Origin of the sequence: Paenarthrobacter sp. A20 (assembly GCF_024168825.1) — a bacterium.
GTDB lineage: Bacteria > Actinomycetota > Actinomycetes > Actinomycetales > Micrococcaceae > Arthrobacter.
Window position 1 is genome coordinate 3,444,553 of record NZ_JALJWH010000001.1, and the last position, 25,446, is coordinate 3,469,998.

General features: G+C 61.8%; 22 protein-coding genes and 2 pseudogenes. 3 read left to right on the plus strand and 21 right to left on the minus strand.

What is annotated here, in order from left to right:
* Nucleotides 1-214: 214 nt before the first annotated feature.
* From J3D46_RS15880 to J3D46_RS15950, 15 genes are all read right to left on the minus strand, one after another.
* Entirely contained in the window at nucleotides 215-772 is a 558-nt protein-coding gene (locus J3D46_RS15880) for a hypothetical protein (RefSeq protein ID WP_253468156.1), read from the minus strand.
* A gap of 3 nt (nucleotides 773-775) precedes the next feature.
* Nucleotides 776-2,221: an APC family permease gene (locus J3D46_RS15885; RefSeq protein ID WP_253468157.1), complete on the minus strand. Its 1,446-nt coding sequence runs from the start codon at nucleotides 2,219-2,221 to the stop codon at nucleotides 776-778.
* A 69-nt stretch (nucleotides 2,222-2,290) separates the two neighbouring features.
* The gene (locus tag J3D46_RS15890; protein ID WP_253468158.1) at nucleotides 2,291-3,085 is read right to left on the minus strand and encodes a S9 family peptidase; all 795 of its coding nucleotides are present in this window, start codon (nucleotides 3,083-3,085) and stop codon (nucleotides 2,291-2,293) included.
* Entirely contained in the window at nucleotides 3,085-4,275 is a 1,191-nt protein-coding gene (locus J3D46_RS15895; protein WP_253468159.1) for a thiolase family protein, read from the minus strand. The genes J3D46_RS15890 and J3D46_RS15895 overlap by 1 nt, the downstream gene beginning before the upstream one ends.
* On the minus strand, nucleotides 4,272-5,615 hold the full coding sequence (locus tag J3D46_RS15900) for a phenylacetate--CoA ligase family protein (RefSeq protein WP_253468160.1): 1,344 nt from the start codon (nucleotides 5,613-5,615) through the stop codon (nucleotides 4,272-4,274). The genes J3D46_RS15895 and J3D46_RS15900 overlap by 4 nt, the downstream gene beginning before the upstream one ends.
* Before the next feature lie 57 nt (nucleotides 5,616-5,672).
* Nucleotides 5,673-6,407 carry a TetR family transcriptional regulator gene (locus J3D46_RS15905; protein ID WP_253468161.1) on the minus strand — a complete coding sequence of 245 codons (735 nt, stop codon included), beginning with the start codon at nucleotides 6,405-6,407 and terminating at the stop codon, nucleotides 5,673-5,675.
* Nucleotides 6,408-6,432: 25 nt separating this feature from the next.
* Entirely contained in the window at nucleotides 6,433-8,496 is a 2,064-nt protein-coding gene (locus tag J3D46_RS15910; RefSeq protein WP_253468162.1) for a primary-amine oxidase, read from the minus strand.
* 26 nt (nucleotides 8,497-8,522) lie between these two features.
* The gene (locus J3D46_RS15915; protein WP_231340957.1) at nucleotides 8,523-10,022 is read right to left on the minus strand and encodes an aldehyde dehydrogenase; all 1,500 of its coding nucleotides are present in this window, start codon (nucleotides 10,020-10,022) and stop codon (nucleotides 8,523-8,525) included.
* Between the two features lie 401 nt (nucleotides 10,023-10,423).
* Entirely contained in the window at nucleotides 10,424-11,191 is a 768-nt protein-coding gene (locus tag J3D46_RS15920) for an SCO1664 family protein (protein ID WP_253468163.1), read from the minus strand.
* Nucleotides 11,191-11,745 (minus strand): DUF3090 domain-containing protein, encoded by a 555-nt coding sequence (locus J3D46_RS15925; RefSeq protein ID WP_253468164.1) that lies wholly within the window; start codon nucleotides 11,743-11,745, stop codon nucleotides 11,191-11,193. The genes J3D46_RS15920 and J3D46_RS15925 overlap by 1 nt, the downstream gene beginning before the upstream one ends.
* 24 nt (nucleotides 11,746-11,769) lie before the next feature.
* Nucleotides 11,770-12,462, minus strand: coding sequence for a histidine phosphatase family protein (locus tag J3D46_RS15930; RefSeq protein ID WP_231340954.1), 693 nt, complete (start codon nucleotides 12,460-12,462; stop codon nucleotides 11,770-11,772).
* 147 nt (nucleotides 12,463-12,609) lie between these two features.
* Complete coding sequence (locus J3D46_RS15935; protein WP_253468165.1) at nucleotides 12,610-12,990, minus strand: bleomycin resistance protein; 381 nt, start codon at nucleotides 12,988-12,990, stop codon at nucleotides 12,610-12,612.
* Nucleotides 12,991-13,071: 81 nt separating this feature from the next.
* Nucleotides 13,072-14,031, minus strand: a complete 960-nt coding sequence (locus tag J3D46_RS15940) for a D-glycerate dehydrogenase (RefSeq protein ID WP_253468166.1) — start codon at nucleotides 14,029-14,031, stop codon at nucleotides 13,072-13,074.
* Nucleotides 14,028-15,227: a pyridoxal phosphate-dependent aminotransferase gene (locus J3D46_RS15945; protein ID WP_253468167.1), complete on the minus strand. Its 1,200-nt coding sequence runs from the start codon at nucleotides 15,225-15,227 to the stop codon at nucleotides 14,028-14,030. Before J3D46_RS15945 ends, J3D46_RS15940 begins: the two co-directional genes overlap by 4 nt.
* Before the next feature lie 149 nt (nucleotides 15,228-15,376).
* Entirely contained in the window at nucleotides 15,377-16,156 is a 780-nt protein-coding gene (locus J3D46_RS15950; RefSeq protein ID WP_253468168.1) for a type 1 glutamine amidotransferase domain-containing protein, read from the minus strand.
* Nucleotides 16,157-16,379: 223 nt separating this feature from the next.
* Between J3D46_RS15950 and J3D46_RS15955 the strand changes: the two genes are divergently transcribed.
* Complete coding sequence (locus J3D46_RS15955; RefSeq protein WP_253468169.1) at nucleotides 16,380-16,805, plus strand: ChaB family protein; 426 nt, start codon at nucleotides 16,380-16,382, stop codon at nucleotides 16,803-16,805.
* Nucleotides 16,806-16,885: 80 nt separating this feature from the next.
* On the opposite strand, the gene J3D46_RS15960 is transcribed toward J3D46_RS15955, so the two are convergent.
* The 3 genes from J3D46_RS15960 to J3D46_RS15970 all read right to left on the minus strand — a co-directional run bounded on the left by J3D46_RS15960 (nucleotide 16,886) and on the right by J3D46_RS15970 (nucleotide 20,025).
* The gene (locus tag J3D46_RS15960) at nucleotides 16,886-18,184 is read right to left on the minus strand and encodes an ABC transporter permease (RefSeq protein ID WP_253468170.1); all 1,299 of its coding nucleotides are present in this window, start codon (nucleotides 18,182-18,184) and stop codon (nucleotides 16,886-16,888) included.
* Between the two features lies 1 nt (nucleotide 18,185).
* The gene (locus J3D46_RS15965) at nucleotides 18,186-19,118 is read right to left on the minus strand and encodes an ABC transporter ATP-binding protein (protein WP_253468171.1); all 933 of its coding nucleotides are present in this window, start codon (nucleotides 19,116-19,118) and stop codon (nucleotides 18,186-18,188) included.
* A 94-nt stretch (nucleotides 19,119-19,212) separates the two neighbouring features.
* Nucleotides 19,213-20,025 carry a hydrolase gene (locus J3D46_RS15970; RefSeq protein WP_253468172.1) on the minus strand — a complete coding sequence of 271 codons (813 nt, stop codon included), beginning with the start codon at nucleotides 20,023-20,025 and terminating at the stop codon, nucleotides 19,213-19,215.
* A 205-nt stretch (nucleotides 20,026-20,230) separates the two neighbouring features.
* Here J3D46_RS15970 and J3D46_RS15975 point away from each other — a divergent pair, with 205 nt between their 5' ends.
* Nucleotides 20,231-21,706 carry an APC family permease gene (locus J3D46_RS15975; RefSeq protein ID WP_231340945.1) on the plus strand — a complete coding sequence of 492 codons (1,476 nt, stop codon included), beginning with the start codon at nucleotides 20,231-20,233 and terminating at the stop codon, nucleotides 21,704-21,706.
* Nucleotides 21,707-21,748: 42 nt separating this feature from the next.
* Nucleotides 21,749-21,829, plus strand: a pseudogene (locus tag J3D46_RS15980) (HVA1 family protein); the annotation flags it as partial.
* A gap of 54 nt (nucleotides 21,830-21,883) precedes the next feature.
* On the opposite strand, the pseudogene J3D46_RS15985 reads toward J3D46_RS15980, so the two are convergent.
* From J3D46_RS15985 to ligD, 3 genes and pseudogenes are all read right to left on the minus strand, one after another.
* Nucleotides 21,884-22,512: pseudogene (locus tag J3D46_RS15985) on the minus strand (SDR family NAD(P)-dependent oxidoreductase); the annotation flags it as partial.
* Nucleotides 22,513-22,529: 17 nt separating this feature from the next.
* Complete coding sequence (locus J3D46_RS15990; protein WP_253468173.1) at nucleotides 22,530-23,807, minus strand: cation:proton antiporter; 1,278 nt, start codon at nucleotides 23,805-23,807, stop codon at nucleotides 22,530-22,532.
* Nucleotide 23,808: 1 nt separating this feature from the next.
* Complete coding sequence (gene ligD, locus J3D46_RS15995; protein WP_231340943.1) at nucleotides 23,809-25,053, minus strand: non-homologous end-joining DNA ligase; 1,245 nt, start codon at nucleotides 25,051-25,053, stop codon at nucleotides 23,809-23,811.
* Between the last annotated feature and the right edge of the window lie 393 nt (nucleotides 25,054-25,446).

Below are 25,446 nucleotides of genomic sequence, written 5' to 3' on the forward strand. Positions count from 1 at the left end.
TGACGTCGACATCAACACTCTTGGGCCTCTACTCGTGGACTTGGCCAAACCGGACGCTGGCCACCTCTGGCCGCCGCCGGACTGCCCGACGACGGCACCAAGGTGGGGGCATGGGATTCAGACCTTCCTGGGTGGTCACAGGTTCTTCCCGCGTCCCGACCGTCCGCTGCTGTTTCCGGTCCCCGTCGACGAATTGGTGACGGGGACCGGCATCCTAAGACGGTGCCTGATGGGGTTCAGGCACAAGGTTGAGACAGGCGTCCTGATTGCGGTGAATTTCAGGCGTCAAAGACCCAGCCCTTCGAAGCCAGCTCGCAGAAAGCCAAGCCACGATGAAGTCGGCGCCCACAACTCCCAAAGCCGGGAGGACATGGGGGGAATGAGCCGCAACCACCTCGCTCAAGGGCTCTGCTCCGGCATGCGCGTGTCCCGTCGGGGACGTCGCGCCCAGTACGAGGGCCACGTGGAGGAGAGCCATTGCCAGGGACATTCCCACAAGCATCCGGGCCGTACGTAGAGAGGGGGCGCGCCACATGACCCATGCGCAAGGGACGCATACGAAAGCCATGCAGAGACCCATGGTGATCATCCAGTCTCCGGCCGAGACCATCCCCAGGTGGGCTGCGATTCCGACGGACGCTGCTGCGGCGGTCCAACGTGCGTGGCGCCCCAACACTTCTGCCCGCTTGATGGGCAACGCGGCGGCCGGACGTGGCCGGCAGAGGTTCCGTGCCGTCGCTGGAGGAGCGGCATGGGACAGGGTCTCATCCATGAATCAGCCGCCCAGATCCGTGGCGTAGTCAAGTACCAGTCCCTTGCGACGGCGTTGGGCAGCGTACGCCCAACCGATGGCGGCGGCACCTGGAATCAGCAAGAGCAGCCAACGCGCGGTCTCATCCGTGGCCCCCAGGAACTGGTAATTCTGGATGGCGAGCACCAGGACGCAGATCATTCCGATCGCGGCAATGGCCGGAGCGATCCGGGTTGCCCACGCATTTCCTGCGGTTTCGTGTCGTGAGAAGAAGATGAGAATGGAGACGCTGACCAGGGAAAGGACGGCCAGCAACCCTACCGTGCCCAAGCCCACGAGCCAGCTGTAAGTGACGGCCACAGGGTCTGCCCCGGCCAGGGTAAAGGCCAACATAGCTAAGGCGATTGTTCCTGTCACCGCCAGGGAGGCTGCTGCCGGGTTGCCGTTACCGCCCTTCGTGGCGCCCAACCGTCGGGGCAGCGCTCCTGCGCGGGCAAGAGCGAAGACGTAACGCGAAATCATGCTCTGGAAGCCGATGAACAGTGCCAGGAAGCTTGTTGCCACCAGGATTTCCAGCAAACGGGTGAAGCCGGGCCCCATGGCGCTTTCCACGACGGCGAAAAAGAAGCCCGCGGGATCCTCAGCCGCGATGGACTGAACTGCATCGGGGCCGACATGGACGGTGATCAACCAGCTTGTCACTGCATAGAAGCCCGTGACGAAGCCCAGCGAGACGTAGACTGCCCGGCGAATGGTGCGGCGGGGGTCCCGGGCTTCTTCCGAGAAAACCACGGTTGCCTCCAACCCGCTGTAGCACGTCATGGACAGCAGAAGGGCTACTCCGAAGCCGGGGCCGATGATCACAGCTGGGTCGAAGCCAGCCAATGAATATCCCTGCGGTCCACCTTGAACCAGCAGGGCTACGTCCACAATTCCCAATGCCGCTACCTCGACTGCAAGCAGCAGCACCAGGAGCTTGACGTTCACTGAGATCCCCAGGTAGCCAAGGACTCCGACGATCGCGATGCCCGCGAACGTGACCCAGTATGCGTTGAATTCCAGCCCGAAGGTTCCTGCTGCGACGACGCCGGCAATCGCGTAGAAGGCAACCAAGGCTGCCAGATAGAACAGCAAGGTAACGGCGGCTGTTGCCGTGCCTGCAGTGGGGCCCATGGCTCTGGCGACGTATGCCACGAAGCCGCCGGCATTGACCATATGCCTGCTCATTGCAACATAGCCGACGGAGAAGACGGCGAATAGAATTCCGGCAATGAGGTACGTTGCCGGAGTGGCGGAGCCGTGAACAGCGAAGATGACCGGGGTGGCGGCCGCCATGACGGAGACCGGGGCAACCGCAGATACCACCAGACTCGCAATCGACAGTGTTCCCAGACGATTCCTGGCGAGTGCGGGACCACTGGGGGCGGTCAGCGTGGAATTTCTTTGCTCTGGATGTTCTTCATTCGACATTGAAGTACTTCTTTCTCTCAGATGACCACCTTCATTGGTGGCGGTGAGCAGTATTTGGTCGTGGGGAAATCAGGGTGCCAGCGCCTGAGCAGCACACTCGAAGGCTGGCTGTCGTGGGTCGATGAATGCGTAGTGGCCGGTTTTGGTGAGTGTCGTGAGGGAGACGTCTTCACCTGCCGCCAAGGCGGCGGCAGCGTGGCAGCGACTTTGAGCTGCGGGGACGGCCCGGTCATGGGTGCCGTGAAGCAGCACATGTCTGGCGTTTGTTGGCCATTGGTGTTGCAGGCGTGACGCCTCGTAGATCTCAGGGCGGTGGTCAGGTGCGGCGCCGAGCCAGGTCGAAATTGCGCCGTCATCGGCGCCCGAGCGTGTGGATGCCTCAAGGTCGGTCACTGCCGCCATGGCGACCACGAGGTCGACCGGTTCCAAGGCCGATACCCACTCTGCGAGGTACCCGCCGGCGGAGTGCCCGATCACAGCGACTCTGCTGGATTCAGCGGATGCGACAAAGGCGACCGCCCTGCGGACGTCATCGGTGGTTTCCCTGAAGCCGCCGTGCCCAGGGGGCGCACGCCGGTACTCGATGTTCCAAACAGTGAAGCCCCGGCGGGCAAGGGCCCTCGAAAGTGGTGTGTGGATCTCCCGCCTGTACTCTTCGGAAAAGAATCCTCCGTGAATACTCACAACGATGCGGTCCGATGCTTCGTGCACAAGCTGCCATACGTCGGCCACTTGGTCCGGGAGGTCGCCGTATGGCACTGTCCGTACCGAAACCTCGGGTCCGTCGCTGTGGTTTCGGTCCCAATCCGCCAGGTCTGCGAACCATTCGCTGAGCAGGTCCTCGGAGGGGTCGAGCGCCGACATCACGAGGCCAGATCCACCCGAAGGACCACAGCTGCCGCGCTGTCCCCGGCCGCGCACCCGGTGAACAAACCCGTACCGCCACCTTGCAGGGTCAGCGCCTCGATTAGCTCAGCTATCGCGCGCATGCCGGTGGGTGCTTGGGGATGCCCATAGATCAGGCTCGACCCATAGGGGTTAAGCAGGTCCGGATTCAGCTCAAGCTCCCGGCATAGCCACAGATCGTTGACGACGAAAGGGTTGTGCGTGGTGACCACATCAAGCTGGCCGGGTGAAATGGCAGCGTCGCGAAGTGCGCGTCCGGCTGCAAGAACCGGTGCCTTTGGCATGGCTCCAAGCTCTGCCCGGGCCGTGCCCACAGAAAGGATCTGTGCAACCCCGTGATTGCTCAGAGATCTGGCGCGGGAGCGGGTTGTAACCAGCATGCCGGCCGCACCATCTGCAGGGTGGGTCTGGGACCCGGAGGTCACTACGCCACCATGAACCGTCGGCGCCAAGGCAGCCAAGCCTTCCTTTGTGGATTCCCGGACACCCTCGTCTGCGTCAACCATCCGGATGCTTCCACGCGGTCCGGGGACTTCGACCTGTACGAAGTAGCGGCGCTGAAATGCCCGGTCCCCTGCAAGGGCGCGCTGGTACTGGGTGGAGCGAAGCAGAGTCATGTCGTCAAGCTGCGCCCTGGAGAATCCTGCTTCGCGGGCAACCCGCTCCGCGGTCTCAACCATCGGTTTCCCGGTCAGCGGATCCCGCGCAAAGTTATCGAGCACCCAGTCCTCCGACTGGACGCGGCCGGATCCTGTTGGGTAGACCAAATGGGGACCATTGCTGGTGCGGTCAGCGGTGACTGCCAGCACGAGTTCATCCTCGTCGCTGCCTTCGACCGTTTGTGCGGCGTGGGACACGACGGCCGCCGAGGTCGCGCAGGCTTGCGCGATCACAGGACCGCCCAGTGCGGGCGCACCGATCCGATACGCCAAGGTCGGCGTCGCGTAAAAGGCCTCAGGCTGTGGAATTGTCATGCCCAGCGCGATGCTGGTGAGGGATGCGGAGTCCACCCCCCGGTCCGCCAGCGCCCGCCGCGTCACATCGGCAGCCAGTTCCAAGCTGGACAGAGATGCCAGGCTGCCCTGCCAACGGCTGAACGGCGTGGACCAGGCAGCCCCCAAGGGGATAAATGCGCGTTCGAACCTCATGCGCGTACCCCTGTGTCTGTGGCGGCCTGCACCCGGATCAGGCGGGTCTTGCCTTCTGATCGTTCCAAAGTGCCGCGCGGAACCAACTCAACCTCGCAGCGGGCAATCAACCGGTCACGCAGCTCCCGCTCAAGGTCTGCCATGAGCGCGGAGAGATCTTCGGCCTCACCGTGCTCCACGCGGAGCTGTAGGGGTGGCACCACAAGTGGGGGTTCTTGACTCAGCAGAATCTCAAAGGCTCCCGTGGTGGCCGGCACCATTGAGGACACGACGTCGCTGATCGCTGAGGGCCAGACGTTCACACCGTTGACAATGAGGAGGTCGTCGGTTCGCCCAATGCAGGTGATGCGGGGAGACAGCCTGCCGCACGAACAAGCGCCGGTCCTGACGCGAACACGGTCGCGCGTGCGGAAGCGGATCAAGGGGACGCACTGCCGCAAAAGATGTGTCGTGACCAGCTCTCCCTCGGCGCCATCCGCCCAGTCAATGACGTTCCCGGTTTCCGGGTCGATGAGTTCGAAGATGACGTGGTCTTCGGCGAGCAGGTGGTTTCCATCGAATTCGTTGCACATTGCCGAATACACGGGCAAGACGTCGGCATTGCCAACGCTTTCATATACCTCCGCGCCGAACGCCGACTCGATCTCCTGGCGGACCGATGGGATGGATCCGCCGGGTTCGGCTCCGACCAGGATGCGCCGGAATCCCAGGCTCCGAGGGTCCTCGCCGAGTCGGTTCCGCATGTAGTCGATGAGGTAACGCGCGAAAGACGGTGTACAGGAGAGGACGGTTGCGCCAAGGTCGCGTGCACTCTGTACCAAGCGGTCTGTAGCGCCAATACCAACGGGGACGAAGGTGGCCCCGGTGCGCTGCACTCCTTCGGCCAGTGGCAATCCACCGACGAAGAAGCCCAACGCCAGCCCATGAATCACCACATCGTCTTCAGTGACGCCCTGGCAGCGGTACACACGGGCCGCAACCTCCGCCCAGGCGTCTGCGTCTTTTGCCGTGACGCCAACGTAGCTTGGCCGTCCGGTGGTTCCGCTGGACGCATGGACTCTCACTACATCCCTCAGCGCTGCAGCCGCGTGGTCGCCCAACGGTGGGGTAGTCAGCTGGCTTTCGCGAAGTTCAGACTTTTCCGTGAACGGAAGGGCGGCCAGGTCTGCGACGGAACGGATCGCGTCGAACGCTGTGCCGGCGTCGGCAAACTTCCTCCGATAAAACGGTGAGTGCCCTTGAACGTATTCGAGTTGGGCCCTTAGCCGTTCTTCCTGGAGGAGACGGACCTGGTCGCGGACGAGGCCCGCGGTCTCCGTCGTGGTGGGGTTTGATTGCATTATTGCTCCTGATGGCTGTAAGGCGCGGAGGCCTGGGGAGCGAGCCTGCCGCTGGTGTCATTGCGCCAGGGACCGGTGCCGGGTGACGAGGGCCGCGATCTGCTGCTGCAGTTCGAGGTCCTCTGAGATGACCAGCACCAGCCCCTGGCTGGTTTCCTCTGCCCCTGTGGAGGAACCGGTGTGGGCCGTTTTGAAGAGCGCGTGCGCGGACCGGCGCACAAGAACCCTTGCACTGTCCAGCAATGCTGGAAGGTTGACGTCCTCGTGGAACGCCCACGTGTCCAAGACGCCGTCAACGGCCGCCACCAAACCCGCCGCGAAAATGCGAGCGGCAAGTTCGGTCTCCGGCTGGGTGGCTTGGCCGCTGCTGCCTCGGTGGTCGAGCTGGCCGACGAGGAATTCCTCGATGGCCAGCTCGTAGGCACGGTCAGCGATGCGTTCGTGATCACGCAGCGCTTGTTCGGTGTGCACCAGCCGGTACCGTGGCCGGTAAAGCTCCGGCTGTTCGAAGTACTCGTGTGCCGATGCCAGGCTCACATCGATGGCGGCCTCAATCGGGTCGGCCGTGAGCACGTGTGCCGCCAGTGCTCCCTTGAAGCGCTGGACGCGCTCCTCGTGGTCGGGGAAAGCTGCCTGCTCCTTGGTGGGGAAGTAGCGGAAGAACGTGCGGGCCGCAACGCCGGCCTCCGCTGCAATCTCCTCGGCCGTGACGGCGTCATACCCGCGGTCGATGAACAATTTGATGGCGGCGGCTGCAATCGCGTATTTACGACGCTCGCTCGTTGGCGACATGGGCTGGTACCTCCCGGTTGTGCTTCTAACAGTGACTCTGGCAGTGTCCCACGGCCTCCGCGGGTGGCACGTCGATTGCCGGACTCTGTGTGAAGAACCCCGATGGTTTGAGTGCGAATCCCATCCGCGCTACGGGCATGACTGGCCAATCCTCTGGGCGGACCAGGTGGTGATGGCCCAGTGTGTACCAAAGGACGACGTCCTGATCACGGATGTTCCGGTCCTCCGCAGTCCAGACTTGAAGTCCGTCGGCCCCTGGATCCTGGTTGGGGAACATCCCGGCAGGGTACTTCTCGTCCTTGTTCCAAGGTGTCACCCACAGATGGTGGTACATGTACTCAGCCCGGGCGGCAATGGATGATCCCGGCTGGGCGTAGGGCTTGCAGTTCTCACCCGGCACCAACCGGTAGCCGGGGGTTCCGCCCAGCGCATTCTTAGTAGTGGAACTCTCGATCACCCATGAACGGGAGGTCTCCAGGTTCAAGTCCCGGATGGCTTCCAACTCGGTGTTGAAAGTTGTCTTCACCGGATAGAAGGCGTTTCCGTAGGGGTTGCTTGGTCCCAGGGGGTCCGCATGGGTATTGACCTCGGTAACGCGGTTCTGGATGCCGTCCACCATCGGATCCAAGCGGACGCAGAAGAAGTGCTGATGGTGGGGCGCGTACAGGTTCGGGCCCAGTTTGGTCCCGTGCCGGTTTGTTTCTCCATCGTGCAGCGCACCGGTCTGGACGATCCCGGTAGCCTTGACTTCCAGTTCCATGGTGCCGTCCTGATAGAAGTACCAGTAGAACCCATATTCGTAGTTGCCGATGGTGGATATGGACGAGATCACCAGGCGCCGGGAGCGGCGGACTTCGGTCTTGTCGGTGCGCTGGTCGTAGTGCTTCCAGAGGATCCCGGCATCTTCCTCATGGAGGCAGATCACGTTGTTGCGGGGATCGAGGTCACCTTGGGCGCTGATGACCGTGGAGTCGAAGTAGTAAATCTCGCCGAGGCAGTCGCACCCAAGTTCCAAGGCGTTGGCGCACATTCCGAGCCCGTATTCACCAACATCAAATGCGTTCTTACGACGCTGGGTGAGGGATGTGTCACCATACGGAACGGTCATTTCCGCGATGGAAGCACGGTACATGATCGAGCGATCGTTTCCGTTGTCGTTATAGCGGATGTCGTGCAGAACCAGGCCTTCACGCTGGCTGAAGCCGACCCGGAAACTCCACTTCTGCCAGTTGACCTTCCAACCCTCGACCGTGAAACTCGGCCCTTGCGGCTGGACAATGTCGAGGGGCTTGATGTCCTCGCGCATGGTGTCGATGAACTTGGCCCCATAGTTGGCGTCTTCCATTGGGACCGGGTAGACGTCCTCGTCCTCCAGCCCCACCAATTCCAGCGTGTCAAGGTCGATGAGGGCCACCAGCCCGTCCACCGGGTGGGCGTACTGGTTGTCGTCGTTCTGGGATCTCATGTAGAAGACGCCGCGGGCGATGCGCCGCCCTTGCTCTTCTTCCACCCCAAAGTTGCCGGCGGACCAAGGATCCACCATGACCATGGCGCGCTGTTGGAGGTCCAGGCCACGCTTGCGCAAGGCTTCCTGCACGCGAGGGTCCGACTTCGTTTCTATCTCGATATCGACGAACTCGTCGATGGTGATGGCCGGTTGTTGGCCCGGCATGTCGGTCCAGGACAGAACTGTTTCCTTGCGGACATCGACACTGAGCAAGTGGGTCACCCGGCGGCGTCCATCGAGAAGCAGCACCTCTGCTTGTCGCTCGATTTCCGCGCCGCTGGCCATTTGCTGTTTGGTGGGCTCAGTTAGTTCGATCGAAGCGAACCGCATGTGGTATTCAAACCGGGCGTCGTGGCGGACCGTGGCGGCCACCCGCTCGTATTCATCAGGCGACAGCGGATCCAGCGGGTGTGCAAATTCTGTGAGTTCCTCTGCACGGGTTGCGTACCGCTCACGGAGGGTCTGTACTTTGCGGGCCCTGGTCACCGCGCGCTCGGGCGACCTCCGCGTGTCGCCAATGGACAGCCCCATTGCCTGCTCTTCCAGGCGAAGGCTTTGAGCCTCAATTGTTTGCTTGGTCATTTCACTTGCTCCTCTTCATACACAGCTCAGTAGGCAATGCACACCGACTTGGTCTCGGTGTAGTGTTCGATCGCCGCCTTGCCATGCTCACGGCCCAAGCCTGACTGCTTGAAGCCTCCGAATGGCATGTTCGCGTCGAGGACGCCATGGGTGTTGATCCATATGGTTCCCGCTTTGAGGCGGGGTATGAGTTCGTGCACCCGACTGATGTTCTGGCTCCAGATGCTGGCGGCCAAGGCGTACTCGGAGTCGTTGGCCATCTCGACGAGCTGCTCAATGTCGTCGTAGGGCATGGCGACCAGTACGGGACCGAAGATTTCTTCCTGCACCACCTTCATCGAATGATCGGTGTTCGCCAGGATGGTCGGTTCCACGAAGTAGCCGGGTCCGTCTATGGCATTTCCTCCCAGAATGACCTCGGCGCCTTCTGCGCGGCCCGATTCGATGTAGCTGCATACCCTGTCACGCTGTTCGGCAGAAATCAGGGGACCCAGATGAACATTGGAGTCGAAAGGGGAACCGATGCGGAGGCTGTCGGCCAAGGATGTGATCCTCGTCAGGTACTCGTCGTAACGACGGCGGGGCAGATACAGCCGTGAGCCGGCAACGCATTGCTGTCCGGAATTGAAGAACAGCGCGCGCAGCATCCCCGCGCCGATGAATTCCGGATCAATGTCGTCGAGGACCACTACCGGGGACTTGCCGCCGAGCTCAAGAGAGGTCCGGGTCATGTTCTTCATGGCCTCGATACCGATTTGCTTCCCGACGCTGGTCGAACCGGTGAACGCGATCTTGTCGATGCCCTTGTGCTTGCTGAGCGCCGCACCCGCTTGGTAACCCAAGCCCGTGACAACATTGAGGACGCCTGACGGGAATCCGGCCTCAAGGACCAGCTCGGCGAGCAGCAGCGCGGTCAGCGGTGTTTGCTCTGCGGGTTTGAGCACCACAGTGCACCCGGTCGCAAGCGCTGGCGCTACCTTCCATACGGCCATGAGATGGGGGAAGTTCCACGGCACGATGGCAGCCACAACGCCCACTGGCTCACGCCGGGTGAAGGCATGGAACCGCGTGCCGTCGTCGTCGGTTGGCGAAAGGTCGAAGGTGCTGCCCTCGATCTTCGTGGCCCAACCGGCCATGTAACGGACGTAGTCGGCTGCCATGCCGACCTCGACCGTCCGTGCGACGTCGAGAAGCTTTCCTTGTTCCAGGGCCTCCAAAGACGCGATTTCCTCGCCCCGCTCCTCAATGAGGTCGGCGAGCCGGTGCATCAGCTGGGCACGATGATGCGGCAGCACCGATCCCCACGGCCCCTCCAGCGCTGTCCGGGCTGCGCGCACCGCCAGGTCCACGTCCGGCTCGTCGGCCGCTGGAACTTTGGCTATGAAACAGCCAGTAGACGGATCAAGAACGTCTATCTCCGCGCCACTGACGGCATCCACCCACTGGTCCGCGATCAGCATCCGATGCTTACGTGAAAGGAAGGAATCCAGGACTGGGGGTGGAACAAACTCTGTTGAAACAAACATATGACACACCTCACTAAATGACAGTAAATGCCACATTAGTGGCAGGGACTGACAAGCGCAAGGTCTGGGTGCTTCCAACAACAAGAATTGTTCGGGTGGGTGTTCGCGGCCGCCGATTTGCAACCCGGCCAAGGCGACGTGCTCAGCCGCCGGCGGTCCGCGCCTGATCACCGAGCCGCATAGCAAGCTTGGCGCCGTAGACCTGCGCTTCCACCAGGTCGGTGACCGGCGGCATAGTATCTTCGACCAAGACCAAGACCAAGCACGAGCCGTAGGAAGCCTCCGGGTCGAAGCCGTCCAGGCCGAAGAACTGCCGCTGGAAGTCTTCGCGACGCAGGCCGACGCAGGGGTAGGGCTTCGTCTGCCAGTAAGCGCGCTCGAAGCCGTAGCCGTAATTTCCCCTAGAACAGCGGCCAGGGCACCGCCGGCATGTCACCGCTCGGAGCGGGAAACTGCCCTGCCAAGCGCAACCGGTCACAGCGCGCGGCGAGCGATGCGATTTCTTCATCGCTGAGCAATTCAGCCAGGTCCAGGCCAAGCGCGCCATGCAGCCCTTCGCTGACACGATCGATACCAGCGCGCTCCTCGGCTGTGAGAGTGTCTCCCAGCCATCCCCACAGCACTGTGCGGAGCTTGTGTTCACTGTGAAAGGTGAGCCCATGGTCGACTCCGTGCCGGTGCCCGTCAGGCATGGCAAGAACGTGGTTGCCCTTGCGGTCAGCGTTGTTGACCAGCACGTCGAACACCGCCATGCGCCTTAGAGCCGGCGAGTCTTCGTGGACGAGGGCGACCAGGCTTCCGTCCTCATCGCGTCCCTCAAGAACGTGTTTCCAGCCGGTATCCGGCATATTGTCAGCAGCGATCAGGTCCACGGGGCTTTGGGCGGGGTCCTGTTCCTGCCAGAGCTGCACCATTCCCTGGCCCAGGGGACCTTCACGCAGCCAAGTGCGTGGCACTATGTTCCAGCCCAGGACCTGAGACACCAGATACGCAGCCACCTCCCGGTGGGCGAGTTTTCCGTCGGGAAAATCCCAGAGCGGACTTTCGCCAGCTATCGGCTTGTAGACCACAGGCACGTTGCTGATACTGCCCAGGAATGTAGCGTTTGAGGCCGTCGTAATGCGGCCGGTAAGAGTCAGCTCGGCCGTTACCAGGTCCGGCGCCGGCACTAGGCCTCGGGGAGTGTGCAGTCGTGTCCGTCGGCGTCCATGGGGTACCCGCAGAGCGGGCATGCTGGGCGCCCTGCGCCGACGATCTCACGGGTGCGCTTGGCGAAGGCGCGGGCAGTGCCTACCGGCATACGCACCAGCATCATTTCTGTTTCGTTGGCGCTGTTCTCGTTGAGCGGTTCGTCGATGTCGTCAGGATCGACATCGCTGAGGGGATAGGCCTCTATGACGATCTGAGCCGTGGTTGGGTCCCAATCCAAGGTCATGGCACCGGTTCGAAACTGTTCATGAGGGGCCTCAAGCGGGTCATTGTCGACGAGCTCAATCGGCGTACTCGTAGGAACGCTGAAGGGGTTGCCGTCAATGGTGATGAGCTGGTCAAGGACCTCATCGATCTTCTCCGCAAGCAGAGCCGACTGTTCCTTCTCGAGGGCAATACTCACGATGTTCGCGCCTGTGCGCACCTGCATGTAGAACGTACGCGCTCCTGGAACGCCAATGGTGCCAATGACAACCCGATCAGGCCAGGAAAACTCGTGAACGCGTGTAGGCATGTCAGTATTTTAGGCACATGAGCCTTATGGCGTCTTCTGCCCTGCACCGCCACCCACCGGCGCATCGCCCGAACGGATGCCTTTCGACAGCCATGACAGATCACCTGCTTCTGTGTTGGTCGCGTAGACGCTCGGCCGGCTGGCGCTGTAGTTGACGATTGATACGGAGGCAGGGCTGACGCTTATACGCTGGAACAGGTCAAGGTGCATTCCCAGCGCGTCGGCGAGGATTGACTTGATGACGTCACCATGGCTCACTGCCACCCAGACGGCCTCTGGCCCATACTCGGCTTCGAAGGCTGCATCGTGGCGCCGGATCGCCGCCACCGACCGGGACTGCATCGCTGCCATGGACTCACCGCCCGGAAAGACGACGGCGGATGGTTGCGACTGCACCAGAGGCCACAGGTTTTCGGTCGCGAGATCACTGAGTTTGCGGCCCTGCCACTGGCCGTAATCGCATTCAGTGAGATCGGGATCCACAGGCGTGTAAGGGGTGCCAGCTTGGCGATCGATGATGAGCTGGGCGGTCTGCTGGCAACGCTCAAGCGGACTCGTCACGACGCCGACGACGGGCACGGTCGCGAGCCGCTCTCCGGTCAGAGCCGCTTGGTCGCGCCCCACCTGGTCCAGGCTGACGCCGATGGCACGACCGGCGAGCAGTCCACTGGCATTGGCTGTAGTACGGCCGTGCCGCACGAGAATAAGTGTTGCCATCCACCCAGCCTAGCTACCCGCCTGCAGGTGAGGGGTCTAGTTTCCCGTGTACACGCTTGTCACCGTTCCGGGCTCAGTGGTTATCGGGGCCTGGCTACGGGCAAGGCTGAGGCGGCGACGATGATGGCAGAAGCATCACCTGCGTCTTCAGGCCCGCTGCTCGATGAGGGTGAGCTGCGTACCATCGGGGTCTACGAGGTATCCGGCGCGGAGTCCCCATGTTTGCATGCGGACCGGGTGCAGACGTGGCATGCCCGCCATAGCGACGGGTACACCGGATCGGAGAATGGCGTCGTACAGTTCGTCGACATCAGTAACACGCAAGCAACACATGAAGTTGCTGGACAGCGGATCGAGGTCCGGGGCCGGAAAGAACTCCAGCTGCAGTCCGGCCCGCGTGAGGATCATCCATCCCTGATCGCGGAACAGGCGTTCAAAACCGAAGGCGCTGTAGAACGCCTCGGTCGCATCGAAGTCTTGCGATGGCAGATTTGGAACGGCGAGATCGTGCACCGGTGGCGAGGCCATGGACCAATAGTGGCACACGGATTGAACTACTTGGTTGGGGGTGTCCGCCAACGACAGACACCCCCAACAGAGTTTGATTCCCTAGGCGATCGGTGCAGGGGGCAGTTCGCCGCTCAACACGGCGAGGGCGTTGTCGGCCGCGAGCATGGCCATGGCGGTGCGTGTCTCCACTGTGGCCGAGCCGAGGTGTGGAAGCAACGCGACATTGTCCAGGTCCAGAAGCCCGGGATGCACGCGGGGTTCCTGCTCGTAAACGTCCAGTCCGGCTCCCGCGATGACGCGATCTCGAAGTGCCGACGCCAGTGCTTCTTCGTCGATGATCGGTCCGCGCGCGGTGTTGACGAGGAATGCCGAGCTCTTCATCGCAGCGAGTTGCTCGGCGCCGATCAGGTGATGGGTGGCGGGACCGTAGGGGCAGTGCAGGGATACGACGTCGGAGACGGCCAGCAGTTCGTCGAGATCGACCCGCCGGGCGTCCAGTTCGGCGGCAATCCTGGGGTCGGTTTCGCTGCGGGACTGATAGATGATCTCCATGCCGAAGGCTTTGGCCCGGCGCGCCGTCGCTTGTCCGATGCCACCCATGCCAACGACCCCGAGCGTCTTGCCCTGCAGACTGCTGCCGAGCAGAAAGAACATGCCCCACTTCCATGCCTGGCCGGAGCGGATGAGCCGTTCCCCCTCACTGAGCCGCCGGGTTGCCATGAGGATGAGACCGAACGCGATGTCGGCCGTGGCCTCCGTCAGCACGCCGGGAGTGTTGGTGGCCACGATGCCCCGTTTGGCACACGCGGGCACGTCGATGTTGTCATAGCCGACTGCGACGTTCGCCACGACTTTGAGTTGCGGGCCGGCGGCGTCGAGCAGTTCAGTGTCGACGCGTTCGGTGAGCAGGGACACAACCGCGTCTGCGCCGGCGACCCTGCGCAGGAGTTCTTCGCGGGTGATGGATTCCGCGCCGGTCCAGGCATCGACCTCATGCTCAGCACGGAGCTTTTCAATCGCTGCATCGGGGATGCGCCCCGTGACGACGACACGGCTCATGCGGTCACGATCCAGTCGCGAAGGCGGCCAAGGCCGTCACGGATATCGGCGACGTCGATACCTGAGTAGGCGAGCCGGATGTATTGACGCTCTTCACCTGGTTGGCGCCGGCCGAAGTGCTCGCGGGTACAGAAAGAAACGCCGGTCTTATACAGTGCGTCGCTGGCGAAGTCGCCGACGGCCGTGTACCCCATTTTCTCCATGACGTCGGTGACATCCGGGAAGAGGTAGAACGTCGATTGTGGCACCGCGACGTGCATCCCAGGGACGGCGTTCACGAGTTCGCAGGCAGCATCCCGGCGCTCCCGAAGGTTGTCGAGCATCTGCTGGACGGGTTCCTGGGTTCCTCGGAGTGCTTCGATGCCGGCCCATTGAACGTAGTGGGTGGTGCATGATTCGTCGTTGGTATTGAGGGTGCTGAGTACTTTGGCGATTTCAGGCGGCGCGACCGCACAGCCAAGACGTGAGCCGGTCATGGCGAACTTCTTGCTGAAGGTATACAGGATGACGGTGCGTTCGGCCATGCCTGGGATCGAAGCGATCGAGTTCGAGACGCCCTCGTAGCGGGTTTCGAAGTAGGCCTCGTCGGAGAGCACCCAGAGGTTGTGTTCCTGGGCGAGCTGGGCGATGGCTTCACGCTCGGCCGCTGTGGATTCCGCGGAGATGGGGTTCTGGAGGTCGTTGTAAATGATCGCAACGGTGTTGGAGGTAATTGACGCGCGGACCTGGTCGAGATCGATGGAGAAGCCCTGGCTCGTAGGCAGGTAGCGGTACGGCACCGCCGTGCCTCCGAGGTATTCGATCTGCGACTCATAGATCGGGAACCCTGGGTTCGGGTAGAGCACCTCCTGGCCGGGATTCATGACCGCCTGCAGGAACTTGGTAATGACCGGCTTGCCGCCAGTCATGACGACGATGTTGTCCGGGGACAGGCTGATGCCGCGCCGTGATCCGATGTCGTCGGCGAGGGCTTCGCGCAGTTGGGGGATGCCTGGTCCGGGGCAATAGCCCGTGTAACCGTCTGCGATTGCCTTGGTCATGGCTTCGACAATGTGCGGGGCGGTCGGGATATTGATATCGCCGAGGTGGAAGGGGTAGACCAGATTCCCCTTCGCCTTCCAGGCCGCCGCGGCTTGGGCGACGCTGAAGGCTGTTTCGGTGCCGAGCCGTTCGAGTCGATGCGCGAGTTGCTGCATGCAGTTCACTCCTCGTTGAGTAAGAGCCGTTGGTAGACATCTAATACGGCATTAATATATCAGAGAGGAAATGGCCCGCTCAATGACTCCTTATGTGAGCCCAGGGACGTTGAACCCTACGTGCCCCCGGGCGTCACACCGCCTGGGCACTAGTGTTCGGCGTCCGCCGCTGCCTGCTTCCTGGCATTTTTTCCGGCGTCCTTTTCGGCCCGCAGGGCCTCGGCCTCGTGTTGCTCCTCAGCCTTTTCCTGATGGATGACGTCGGCGAAAAGCTTCTCCATTTCCTTGGCCACACCAGCCGCCGAGGCAGGGTTCTGGCCGGTCACCAGTCGGTCGTCCACCACCACCTTCTCTTCGAATACTCCCGCGGAGACGTGGTGTGCCCCCTGTTCCTCGAGCCGGTCGGCCAGGTAGAACGGGATGACCTTGTCTTTCCCTGCGGCCACTTCCTCGTCATTGGTGAACGCGGCAACGTCCCGGCCTTCGACCAGCCGGAACCCGTTCTCCAGTTCCACCTTCAACAGTCCGGCGGGCCCATGGCAGACCGCCCCGACCAAGCCGCCGGCGTTGTACACGCTGGCAACGAGGTTCTGCAGGCCTTCGCTGTCCGGGAAGTCCCACATAGTGCCGTGGCCGCCAACGAGGTAGACGGCGTCGTACTGCCCGGGATCGATGACGTCCACGCGGGCAGTGTTGTAGAGTCCGGCACGTGTTGTCTCGTCCGTCGTAAAGGCGACCTGGATGGGATCATCCGGGTCCACTTCATCGCGCGGAGGCTGGCCTCCCTTGATGGAAGAAAAATCGACAAAGTGGCCTGAGTCTTTGAAAACCTTCCAGGGATGTGCAGCTTCGGCTACGTTGTAGCCGGTCTTCTCTCCCGTATCGCCGAGCTCGGAAACGCTGGTTAGTACCATGAGGATTTTCTTCATGAGGTGCTCCTTTCGTCCACCTTCCACCCTACGCCCCCTCCAATTTCGGTCCCTTCGGGAAGGCCTGACAGCGGGCCAGGATGGGTACGTTCCTCCAGAACCGAACGGCAGCGCTTGGGGATCGGATCCGGTGTCGCCTGAGCCTGGTGTTCGCGACTGCTTGATGGCCAACCGGACAATGACACATGCTTGAGTGGTTCCCTACGTCAGGAGTGTGAGTGCAATGCCCAAGACCGGCAAGAACGATCATGCCCGGAAGGACGAGTTACCGTCGACCCTTCAGCGCTCCGACCAGAAGGCTCAGGACACATTCGCCAAGACCTACGATTCGGCCATGGATTCCTACGATGGCGATGAGGGCCGGGCCGCCCGTACCGCGTTCGCTTCGCTGAAACACAGCTACGAAAAGGTAGGCGACCACTGGGAGGCAAAGGAAGAAAGGGGTCCTTCGGATCAGCGGGCGGAAGAAGGAATCACTTCAAATGCGCCCACGGCTGGGGGAGTGGACGCCAATGCCTCCAAAGAGCACCTCTACCAGCGGGCCCGCGAATTGGATATCAAGGGGCGTTCGACCATGGACAAGGATGAACTGGTTGAGGCCCTGCAAAAAGCCAATGACGCTGCAACCCGAAAAGCCCGGGAAGGATAAGCCGCCGTACAGAATTCGCGCCAGCAATCGTCCCCTGGACCGTGATTGCAGCGGTAGCCCTGCCATGGGCGGCCAGGGTCCTATTTCCCGGTGAGTTCGGCTGGGCGTCGCCTCAAGGTCTTGGTGATGGAGAGCTTGCTGGAGTACTGGATGGAACCGTAGCGGAACAGGTGGACGGCCAACCGCAGGATCAGGGCGCCGAGGATGAAAAGCATGGCGATGATGACGATCGCTTCCCCGGTGCCCAGTGTTCCAAATCCGTTACGAAGCATCGCAGTGACCGGTGCGGAGAGGGGGAAGTACGTGAAGACCTGCACGATGGGCGCGGTAGGGTCCGAAAGGATCAGGCTGATCGCGTAGAACGGGACAAAGATCAATGCCATGAGCGGGCCGAAGATGACACCGGCCTCTTTCGCGGTGGGCATGACCGCTCCAATGGCAACCAGGACTGCGGTGAACAGGGTAAACCCGCTGAGGAGAAGCAGTGCGCCGATGATGAGGGGACCGGGTTCGAAAGTTAACGAGGACAGATCGAAGTCGGGCAAGGACAGCCGGTCGCGGAAGAAGACGTAACCGACAACGACCGGGGCCAGGAAGACCGAAACCTGTACGACGCCGATCAAGAACAGGGAGATGATCTTCCCGACGATGAGCGTGGTCGGATTAAGCGTCGTCAGGATCATCTCGGTGACCCTGTTTTCCTTCTCTTCAAGGGTGCTGTTCAGCATCTGGTTGGAGAGCAGCAGGATGACAACGTAGAACAGCAGCAGGAACATCAGGGGCGGCAAGGCAGAGCCGAATCCTCCCGAGACGTTCCCATCCCGGAACGTCTCGGTCCGGACCTTCACTTCACCGCCGGCGGCCGCCGTGAGTTCGGGGGAGTTGATGGTGGCTTGTGCCGCAACGGCCAGCAATTGTTTTGCGACCGCCTCGTAGGTGTTGTTGGCGAACACGCCCCTGTCGGTGCCGTAGACCCTGACGGTTTCAGTGGCCGGGTCGGCCGGGTAAGCGAAGTACGCATCGCTCGTGCCGGCCCTGACGTCGGAAAGTGCGGTCTCAGGATCAGAAGCCTTGCTGCCACCCATGGCTGTCGCGGCTGCCTCGGAGATGATTCCTGACGCGTCCGTGTAGGTGAAGCTCAGGGACGCATTCTTTTGGGCCTGTGCGGTGGCAGAGGTGGACGTGTTGCTGGCAAAGATGAGCACGAAGATGATGGCCATCACCACAGGTATGGCGAGGGTTGCGATCCAGAAGCGTGGCTTTTTCACCGTTCTGGTGAACTCGAAGCCGACAACAGTGCCGAGGTTGTGGCGGCTCAAGGGAGGGCGCTTGGTGGGTGCTGGAGCTATTGCTGGTGAGGGTTTGGTTGTAGTGCTCATGTCAGGCCTCCGCCAAGGTGTTTTGTTCGCCGTAGACGCTGATGAAGATGTCCTCGAGGGAAACCCGTTCGGTGGTGAAGCTGCGGACTCCAACGCCGGAAGAGATGAGCTCCCTCAGCACCGCGGTTTCCGTAGCGCCGTCCTTGGGCGCCAGATCTGCCGTACCGGGGCCTTGGGCGACGATCTCGAAGAGGGGAGAAGCTGGCAGCGCTCCTTCAAAAGACAGCCGATATACAGTGCCGCCGAACTGGTCCTGAACCTCCGAAACCGTTCCATAGGCGCGTGAGGTGCCGTCTTTGAGGAGGATCACCCGGTCGCAAAGGCGTTCGACTTCTTCCATCTGGTGCGTAACCATGATGACGGTCGCCCCGCCGAGTTTCTGTTCTTCTATGATGTCCATCAGCAAGCGACGGTTCACGGGGTCGAACCCTTTGGTCGGCTCGTCCAGGATGAGCAGCTCCGGGTTGTTCATGATGGTTACACCCAGCTGGATCTTCTGCTGCTGGCCACCGGAAAGCTTGTCCACATTGAGGTTCGCTTTGTCCGCCAGTCTGACCCGCTCGAGATACTCCAGGGACCAGGCACGCGCAGCTGCTTTGGACAGGCCTTTGAGCCTGCCGAAGTAGACCATGACGTCCAGGACATGTTCCTTCTTGTACAGGCCGCGTTCCTCCGGCAGGTAGCCAAGCCGGGCACCGTCACGGGGTTCGAAGGCTTTTCCATCAATGTGCAGGGTTCCGGCGGTGGGCTGGTAGATGCCCAGCAGCGCCCTGAGCGTGGTGGTTTTTCCCGAGCCGTTACTGCCCAGGAACCCAAACGTTTCCCCGGCTTGGACATCGAAGGAGAGGTCCTTGATGACCGTCGTCGCCCCGAAATCCATCCTGAAGTCTTTGATGTGAACCAGCGGCTCGATGGCCGCGCCCCCTGCAGTCATGTCATTCACTCTATAAAGATTCTCAAGGAAAGCGCGTCACGATTCGGTTCCAGCTCACACTGTAACCGTTAGGGGGGCTTTGTTCGTTGGCAATTCAGGTCAGGTGGTCGAAATCGCCCCGCACCCAGGCAGCATGTCTCTGAGCCGAATCGTGAAGTGCGGCCTTGGCTCCGGAAGCGATGACGTTGTTGAAATTGCCGTAGATGCGGTCGAACTCGAGCCCCTCCAACTCCGCGGCGATCCGCAACGCCACAGCGCCGGATAGCGGCAAGCGATTAGGGTAGCTGCGCATGAAGGAGATCGAGCGTCGATCAGGATTGGGAAACACGCTGTCACCGGTGAGCAGAACACCTTTCCCGCCTGCACCTGCTGGCCAGTGGGCCACTGCGCTGCCCGGGAAGTGTCCTCCGGTCTGCCGAAGCGTCAAGCCTCCGGCGACAGGCCTGCTGCCTGACCAATAGGCGATGTTCGGATCATCGCGTCCCAGCCATTGACGGTCTGCATCGGCCACCAGGACAGGGACGCCCCCAAGCCTCCGCGACCATTCAACCTGCACGCCGAACATGTGGGGATGGCTGGCGGCGATGGCCAGGACAGGACCCTGTTTCATGACGGCCTCCACGGCAGCGTCGTCGACGTATCCCACGGGGTCCCACAGCAACGAGCCCACGGATGTCACCACCAACTGGGCGGTCTGGCCGATTCCGACTTTCGGTTCAGTGCTGATCCCGATAAGTCCCGGCTCGGTCTCCTCCAACGTTATTCGCTGTCCGGCCAGCATCAGCTCCTCCAGGCTGAGCCAGTTTTGTCCTTCGTCGGGCACATACTGCCGTTCATCAGTGCAGATGGGGCAGAGCTCCGGGACGGGTTCGTCACGCTCAACGGCACAAGCCGCGCAGATCAGCATGGGTGGTCCTTTCCGCCAGAATAAGGGTCCTGCTGTCCGCCTTGCGCCGCAGGCTGGTGGGCCCAGATTATTGCACGGGATCGCTTGCCAGGAAGGGCAGCGCCAGTCCGAACAGTGTTGCCAAACCCAAGCCACAGGATCACAGTGGGATACGTCAGGTCACTAACACGATCAGGGAACCGTGCAGCCGCCGTGGAGGTCAACCATGAGCACCACTTCCGACAACGTCTACCAGGCACCAACCTCAGACGAAGAACCGCAGCTTAAGCGCGTTCTGGGATCGAAACTGCTGCTCCTGTTCATCGTCGGTGACATCCTTGGAGCGGGCGTCTATGCAGTCACAGGGACCATGGCCGGAACAGTCGGGGGCATCGTATGGCTCCCATTCCTCCTCGCCTTCATCGTCGCGACGCTCACTGCATTCTCCTATTTGGAACTGGTGACGCAGTACCCTCAAGCGGCGGGGGCGGCGCTCTATACGCACAAAGCATTCGGGATCCACTTCGTCACGTTCCTTGTGGCATTCGCCGTCGTCTGTTCCGGCATCACCAGTGCATCCACATCGGCCAACGTCCTTGCCCAGAACCTGTTTGGAGGTTTGGAGGTCAACGGGTGGATGGGCGCGCCGGACAGGGGACTGATGACAGCTGTTGCCCTTGGCTTCATGCTGTTGCTCGCAGTGATCAACCTGCGCGGTGTTGGCGAGAGCGTGAAGTTCAACGTCGTCCTGACGTTGGTTGAGGTAGTCGCCTTATGCATCGTGATCGGGGTCGGCTTCTTCGTGCTGGCCCAGGGAACCGGGAACATCCAGGAAATCACTGTCTTCACGGACTACCAGGACAAAGGATTGTTCCTGGCCGTCACTGCTGCCACGTCCATAGCTTTTTTCGCGATGGTCGGGTTCGAAGACTCGGTCAACATGGTGGAGGAGACCAAGAACCCGGAGCGGATCTTTCCACGCACCATGCTGACAGGCCTTGGCATCGCCGTGCTCCTCTACATGCTGGTGGCGGTGTCTGTTGTCAGCGTGTTGTCCCCCGCGGAGCTGGGTGAGATCAGGGAATCCGAAGGGGCGGCCCTCCTTGAAGTCGTCCACAAAGGTTCCCCGGATTTCCCCATCGACAAGGTCTTCCCGTTCCTGGCAGTCTTCGCGGTTGCCAACACAGCGCTGATCAACATGCTGATGGCCAGCCGCCTGATCTACGGAATGGCCCGCCAGAACGTCCTGCCACGAGGTCTGGGCAAGGTACTGCCGGGTCGCCGTTCACCGTGGGCCGGCATCACGTTCTCCACCCTTCTAGCCCTGGGATTGATCGTGTACGTCAGCAGCGATCCGGGAAGCAACATCGTGGCCAACCTGTCCGGGACCACGGCCTTTCTGCTGTTGTGCGTCTTCACTGTGGTCAACGTGGCGTGCGTTGTGCTCCGCCGCAAGAAGGACCCGAACCGCAAGGTCTTCTTCACCTCGCCAGGGCAACTGCCACTGGTGGCTGCCGTCCTCTGCGCTTTCCTTGCGGGTCCGTGGGTCGGCAGGAACCCCATCCAATACCAGGTGGCCGGTGGGCTGATGGCCATCGGAATTGTGCTTTGGTTCATCACGTGGCTAATCACCAGAAAGTCCAACAGCACGGTGGGGCCCAGCGACCCGGAGCAGGGCCGCGGGAGGGTTCCCCGACAATAATCACTATGCTTACGATTGTGCGGCGCTTGAAGTCAGAGCCGGAAGCCACAGTATGTGGTGGAATCCGATAAAACCGGCGCCCGGGCCGCGCACAAAGGCTCCGCGCTGACAGAGGCGACGTAGCACGATGTCCCGTCACTGCGTCCATCTCCATACCGGTAGCCGCCGCCCGGACCTGGGTCCGGGTGCTACGGCGTTGACCCGGATGCCCTGGGGTGCCAGCTGCCGGGCCAACCCCTTGGTGAAGTTGTTGATGCTGATGATGGTGGAACCCACGGGCAGATGGGGAAGGGCGGCCTTGGTCAGCCAGAACATCGCGTAGACATTGGTTTTCAGCGTGTGGTCGAATTGCTCGTCTGTGATGTCCGCTGGTTTTCCCCGTGCCACTTGCTTGCCGGCGTTGGTGACCAGGATGTCGACTCCGCCCAGGACGGCGACGGCGGTATCCACCACGCCCTGGCACGTCGCCGGGTTTTTGAGGTCGCCAGGCACTTTCACTGTCTGTCGGCCGGCAGCTTCGATAATGCCTGCGATTCGGGCCGCGTCCTCTTCCTCTTCGGGCAGGTAGGAAAGGACGGCGTCGGCGCCTCCCGTGCGAAGGCAATTGCGGTGGCGGCGCCGATTCCCGAATCCGTTCCCGTGACGATCACTTTGCGGCCTTCCAGGCGGCCGGTTCCACGGTAGCTCGCTTCGCCGAGGTCGGCCGTGGGTGTCAGCTCCACATCCAGTCCAGGTTCAGGCTGGTGCTGTTTGGGCGGCGAAATTTGTTCGTAGGCGGTGACAGGCACGCAGGGATACGTCTGCAAAGTCCCGAGGCGAGTGTCTAGTTCCCGCCGGTGGGTGAAGCGCCCGACGGCGGGAGGTCGCCGTCGGGCGCTTGGTGCGTTTGGTCCGGACTGTTGTCGGATGGAAGCGGAACGTTGGGCAGCCGTGGTTCCTCGCCCTGCAGTTGTCGAAGCGCCAGCAGTGGAAACAGCAGGACTGAGAGCATTCCTGCGCCAACCAGTGCGGAGGAGATTCCACTGGTGATAAATCCGTGTTCCCGCCCGATGGTGGTCACGGCCACGATGATCGGCAGGCCCGTTGCTCCGAACAGGACCAGGGCACGTTTGACGGCACGGGTCGAGCCGCGGGGAGCAGCAAGCAAGGACGGCAAGCCGCGGATGATCAGCAGGAGGACCAGGAACAGGGGGATGAGCGCGAGAGTTGCCGGGCTTGATGTCAGCGCGCCAAGATCGAAATCAATGCCGGTGTCGATGAAGAAGACTGGAACCAGGAAGCCGAAGGCGACGGCGTCGATTTTGGTCTCGATGACCCGCCGGTCAACTTCAGGTGCCCGGGCAATGATGACCTGCCAGAGGACACCTGCGGCGAAAGCGCCCAGCAGCATATCGAGCCCCAGCGCCATGCTCAGGACTACCAGTGAACTGAGAATGAGCATGATGGACCGCATGGCGAACTGGCTGCTGGTGTGGAGGGTCCTGGTGACTTGGGCATGGAACAACGTGTGCTTTGCCCGTGAGGCGTAGACGATGGCTATGCCGGTCAGGAGAACGAACCCCAGCAGCACAGCGGACGCGGTGCCCACTTGCTTGCCGGTGAAGAACAGTGAGATCGCAATCAGCGGACCAAACTCCCCGACGGCCCCCAGGGCTGCAACGGCAATCCCCGGCGGCGACTTCGATTCGCCGGCGTCGCGGATGATGGGCAGCAGCGTGCCCAGGGCGGTGGAGCACAGGGCGACACCGATGATCACGGCGGCCTCGGGAGCAGGCGCCAGGACAAATCCGGCGCCGACCCCGGCCGCCAGGGAGATGACCCAGCCTCCCGAGGCTCGTTTGATGGGGCGACCCCGGATTGCCGTGAAGTCGATTTCGTTCCCCGCAACGAAGAAGAGCATGGCCAGGCCGAAGTCGGCCAAAGTGTCGGTGAATGGGGTGGAGTGGACCCACCCCAAAAGGCTGGGGCCAAGCAGGATCCCCAGGAGAATCTCGAACACCACGATGGGCACCTTGATCACGGGATCAAGCAAACGCGCGGCAATGGGTGCTGCAACTGCCAATGCTGCGATCAGGACCAGCGAAGCGGACAGGCCTTGCATGTCAGGACCCTGGCCGCCCCGGCCACTCCTTGCCGGCCCACGGGTCGTAGTCGGCAATGAGTTCCTCCTGCGCCGGACGTTCGGGCTCAGGAACATGCTGCAGGTTCACGCGCACCCTGTACCAGAGCGAGCTGGACCCCCTCATGCCGTCAACAAGGACGTCAGCAGGGTGCAACGCCGAAACGAGATCCGGGTGCCTCGCTTTCCACTCATCCAAGGCAGTGAGGGCCTCAGGCTTGGTCTTCGTCCGGGCCACCTCAATGAGCGGCATCGTGGACATCCGGCGACCCGAGCCATCCCCGTTCCTGGGAGCCTTCTCGGCAGGGCCCAGTTCGACCGCTAATGCCAGCAGCCCATCGAGCGAACCTGCAGCGTCGTCTATGCCGGCGTGGGGATCACCCACGTCCGAGAAGCGATCGAGCACGGTGCGCACGGTGAACTGGTCCGGCCGAGCCGTGCGCACTTCTTTCCAGGTGAGCGGTGTTGAGACGCGGGCATCCGGCAGGGAACGGACCGAGTAGGCGGAAGCGACAGTTCGGTCCTTTGCGTTCTGGTTGAAGTCGACAAAGACACTTTCACCCCGTTCCTCTTTCCACCACCGCGCCGTAGCGAGTCCGGGGGCACGGTTTTCCACTTCGCGGGCCAGGGTTTCAGCGGCAAGCCGCACGTCGCGGTATGACCATTCCGGCGCGATCCGGACCAGGATGTGGAGTCCCCGCGAGCCGCTGGTTTTCGGCCACCCCACCAGCCCGACGTCGTCGAGGACTTCTTGTGCGACGTACGCGGTATCGACGATCTGCGACCAGTCCACCCCTGGCATGGGGTCAAGGTCCACCCGAAGCTCGTCAGGGTGGTCCAGGTCCTCGGCGCGGACGGGATGGGGGTTGAGGTCAAGGCAGCCCAGATTGACCACCCAAGCCAACCCTGCGGCGTCCCGGAGGACGGTCTCTTCCGCGGATGTTCCGGATGAGTAATGCAGGGTTGCGGTGTCGATGAACGGAGGGTGGTTTTCGGGCACGCGTTTTTGGAAGAATGGCTCGGCGTCGATGCCCTTGGGAAAGCGCTTGAGGACCATCGGCCGGCCACCGGCCCCACGCAGCGCGCCTTCTGCAACAGCAAGGTAATAGCGGACCAGATCGAGTTTGGTCAGCCCGGGTTCGGGAAAAACCACCTTGTCCGGATTCGAGATACGGACCTCGGCGCCGTCAATGTCGAGGATCTCCGCTGGGGTCTTGGAGGGGCTCATGCGGTCACGCTAGCAACGAACAGCTGTCCCAGCCAGAGGAACTGAACAAAAAGTGCTTCAATGCCACCCCAGCCCGCCCCTGAATTACTCAGCTGGCCGTTAAAATATAAGTAGGTATGGTGATGGTAAAGCATCAAAGAATGGAGTGATTGGATTGTCCGGAAAATCCCCGGGTAATGGAAAATCGAAGAAACCCGGAAAGACCAAAGGTAACCCTGTTCGCCCCGACCAATGGGCATGGATTGATGCCGGTCGTCAGCCGTGCTGCTCCGACTGTTCATGGCCACCCTCCATGGCAACCCGCCAAAATTATCGGCGGCATTTGTGGAAGACATAAAAATGCGGACGTGAAGTTCAATTTCACCGCACTCGTTATGCCTGCGGGGCGTCCCA

Bases quoted from the DNA above. Each gene is read 5' to 3' on its own strand.
- J3D46_RS15900 (WP_253468160.1), bottom strand. From the start codon at position 5,615: ATGCAATCAAACCCCACCACGACGGAGACCGCGGGCCTCGTCCGCGAC.
- J3D46_RS15950 (WP_253468168.1), bottom strand. From the start codon at position 16,156: ATGAAGAAAATCCTCATGGTACTAACCAGCGTTTCCGAGCTCGGCGAT.
- J3D46_RS15915 (WP_231340957.1), bottom strand. From the start codon at position 10,022: ATGTTTGTTTCAACAGAGTTTGTTCCACCCCCAGTCCTGGATTCCTTC.
- J3D46_RS15890 (WP_253468158.1), bottom strand. From the start codon at position 3,085: ATGTCGGCGCTCGACCCCTCCGAGGACCTGCTCAGCGAATGGTTCGCA.
- J3D46_RS15925 (WP_253468164.1), bottom strand. From the start codon at position 11,745: ATGCCTACACGCGTTCACGAGTTTTCCTGGCCTGATCGGGTTGTCATT.
- J3D46_RS15955 (WP_253468169.1), top strand. From the start codon at position 16,380: ATGCCCAAGACCGGCAAGAACGATCATGCCCGGAAGGACGAGTTACCG.
- J3D46_RS15905 (WP_253468161.1), bottom strand. From the start codon at position 6,407: ATGTCGCCAACGAGCGAGCGTCGTAAATACGCGATTGCAGCCGCCGCC.
- J3D46_RS15990 (WP_253468173.1), bottom strand. From the start codon at position 23,807: ATGCAAGGCCTGTCCGCTTCGCTGGTCCTGATCGCAGCATTGGCAGTT.
- ligD (WP_231340943.1), bottom strand. From the start codon at position 25,053: ATGAGCCCCTCCAAGACCCCAGCGGAGATCCTCGACATTGACGGCGCC.
- J3D46_RS15935 (WP_253468165.1), bottom strand. From the start codon at position 12,990: ATGGCCTCGCCACCGGTGCACGATCTCGCCGTTCCAAATCTGCCATCG.
- J3D46_RS15965 (WP_253468171.1), bottom strand. From the start codon at position 19,118: ATGACTGCAGGGGGCGCGGCCATCGAGCCGCTGGTTCACATCAAAGAC.
- J3D46_RS15940 (WP_253468166.1), bottom strand. From the start codon at position 14,031: ATGAGCCGTGTCGTCGTCACGGGGCGCATCCCCGATGCAGCGATTGAA.
- J3D46_RS15895 (WP_253468159.1), bottom strand. From the start codon at position 4,275: ATGAGGTTCGAACGCGCATTTATCCCCTTGGGGGCTGCCTGGTCCACG.
- J3D46_RS15975 (WP_231340945.1), top strand. From the start codon at position 20,231: ATGAGCACCACTTCCGACAACGTCTACCAGGCACCAACCTCAGACGAA.
- J3D46_RS15945 (WP_253468167.1), bottom strand. From the start codon at position 15,227: ATGCAGCAACTCGCGCATCGACTCGAACGGCTCGGCACCGAAACAGCC.
- J3D46_RS15930 (WP_231340954.1), bottom strand. From the start codon at position 12,462: ATGGCAACACTTATTCTCGTGCGGCACGGCCGTACTACAGCCAATGCC.
- J3D46_RS15970 (WP_253468172.1), bottom strand. From the start codon at position 20,025: ATGCTGATCTGCGCGGCTTGTGCCGTTGAGCGTGACGAACCCGTCCCG.
- J3D46_RS15960 (WP_253468170.1), bottom strand. From the start codon at position 18,184: ATGAGCACTACAACCAAACCCTCACCAGCAATAGCTCCAGCACCCACC.
- J3D46_RS15880 (WP_253468156.1), bottom strand. From the start codon at position 772: ATGGATGAGACCCTGTCCCATGCCGCTCCTCCAGCGACGGCACGGAAC.
- J3D46_RS15885 (WP_253468157.1), bottom strand. From the start codon at position 2,221: ATGTCGAATGAAGAACATCCAGAGCAAAGAAATTCCACGCTGACCGCC.
- J3D46_RS15910 (WP_253468162.1), bottom strand. From the start codon at position 8,496: ATGACCAAGCAAACAATTGAGGCTCAAAGCCTTCGCCTGGAAGAGCAG.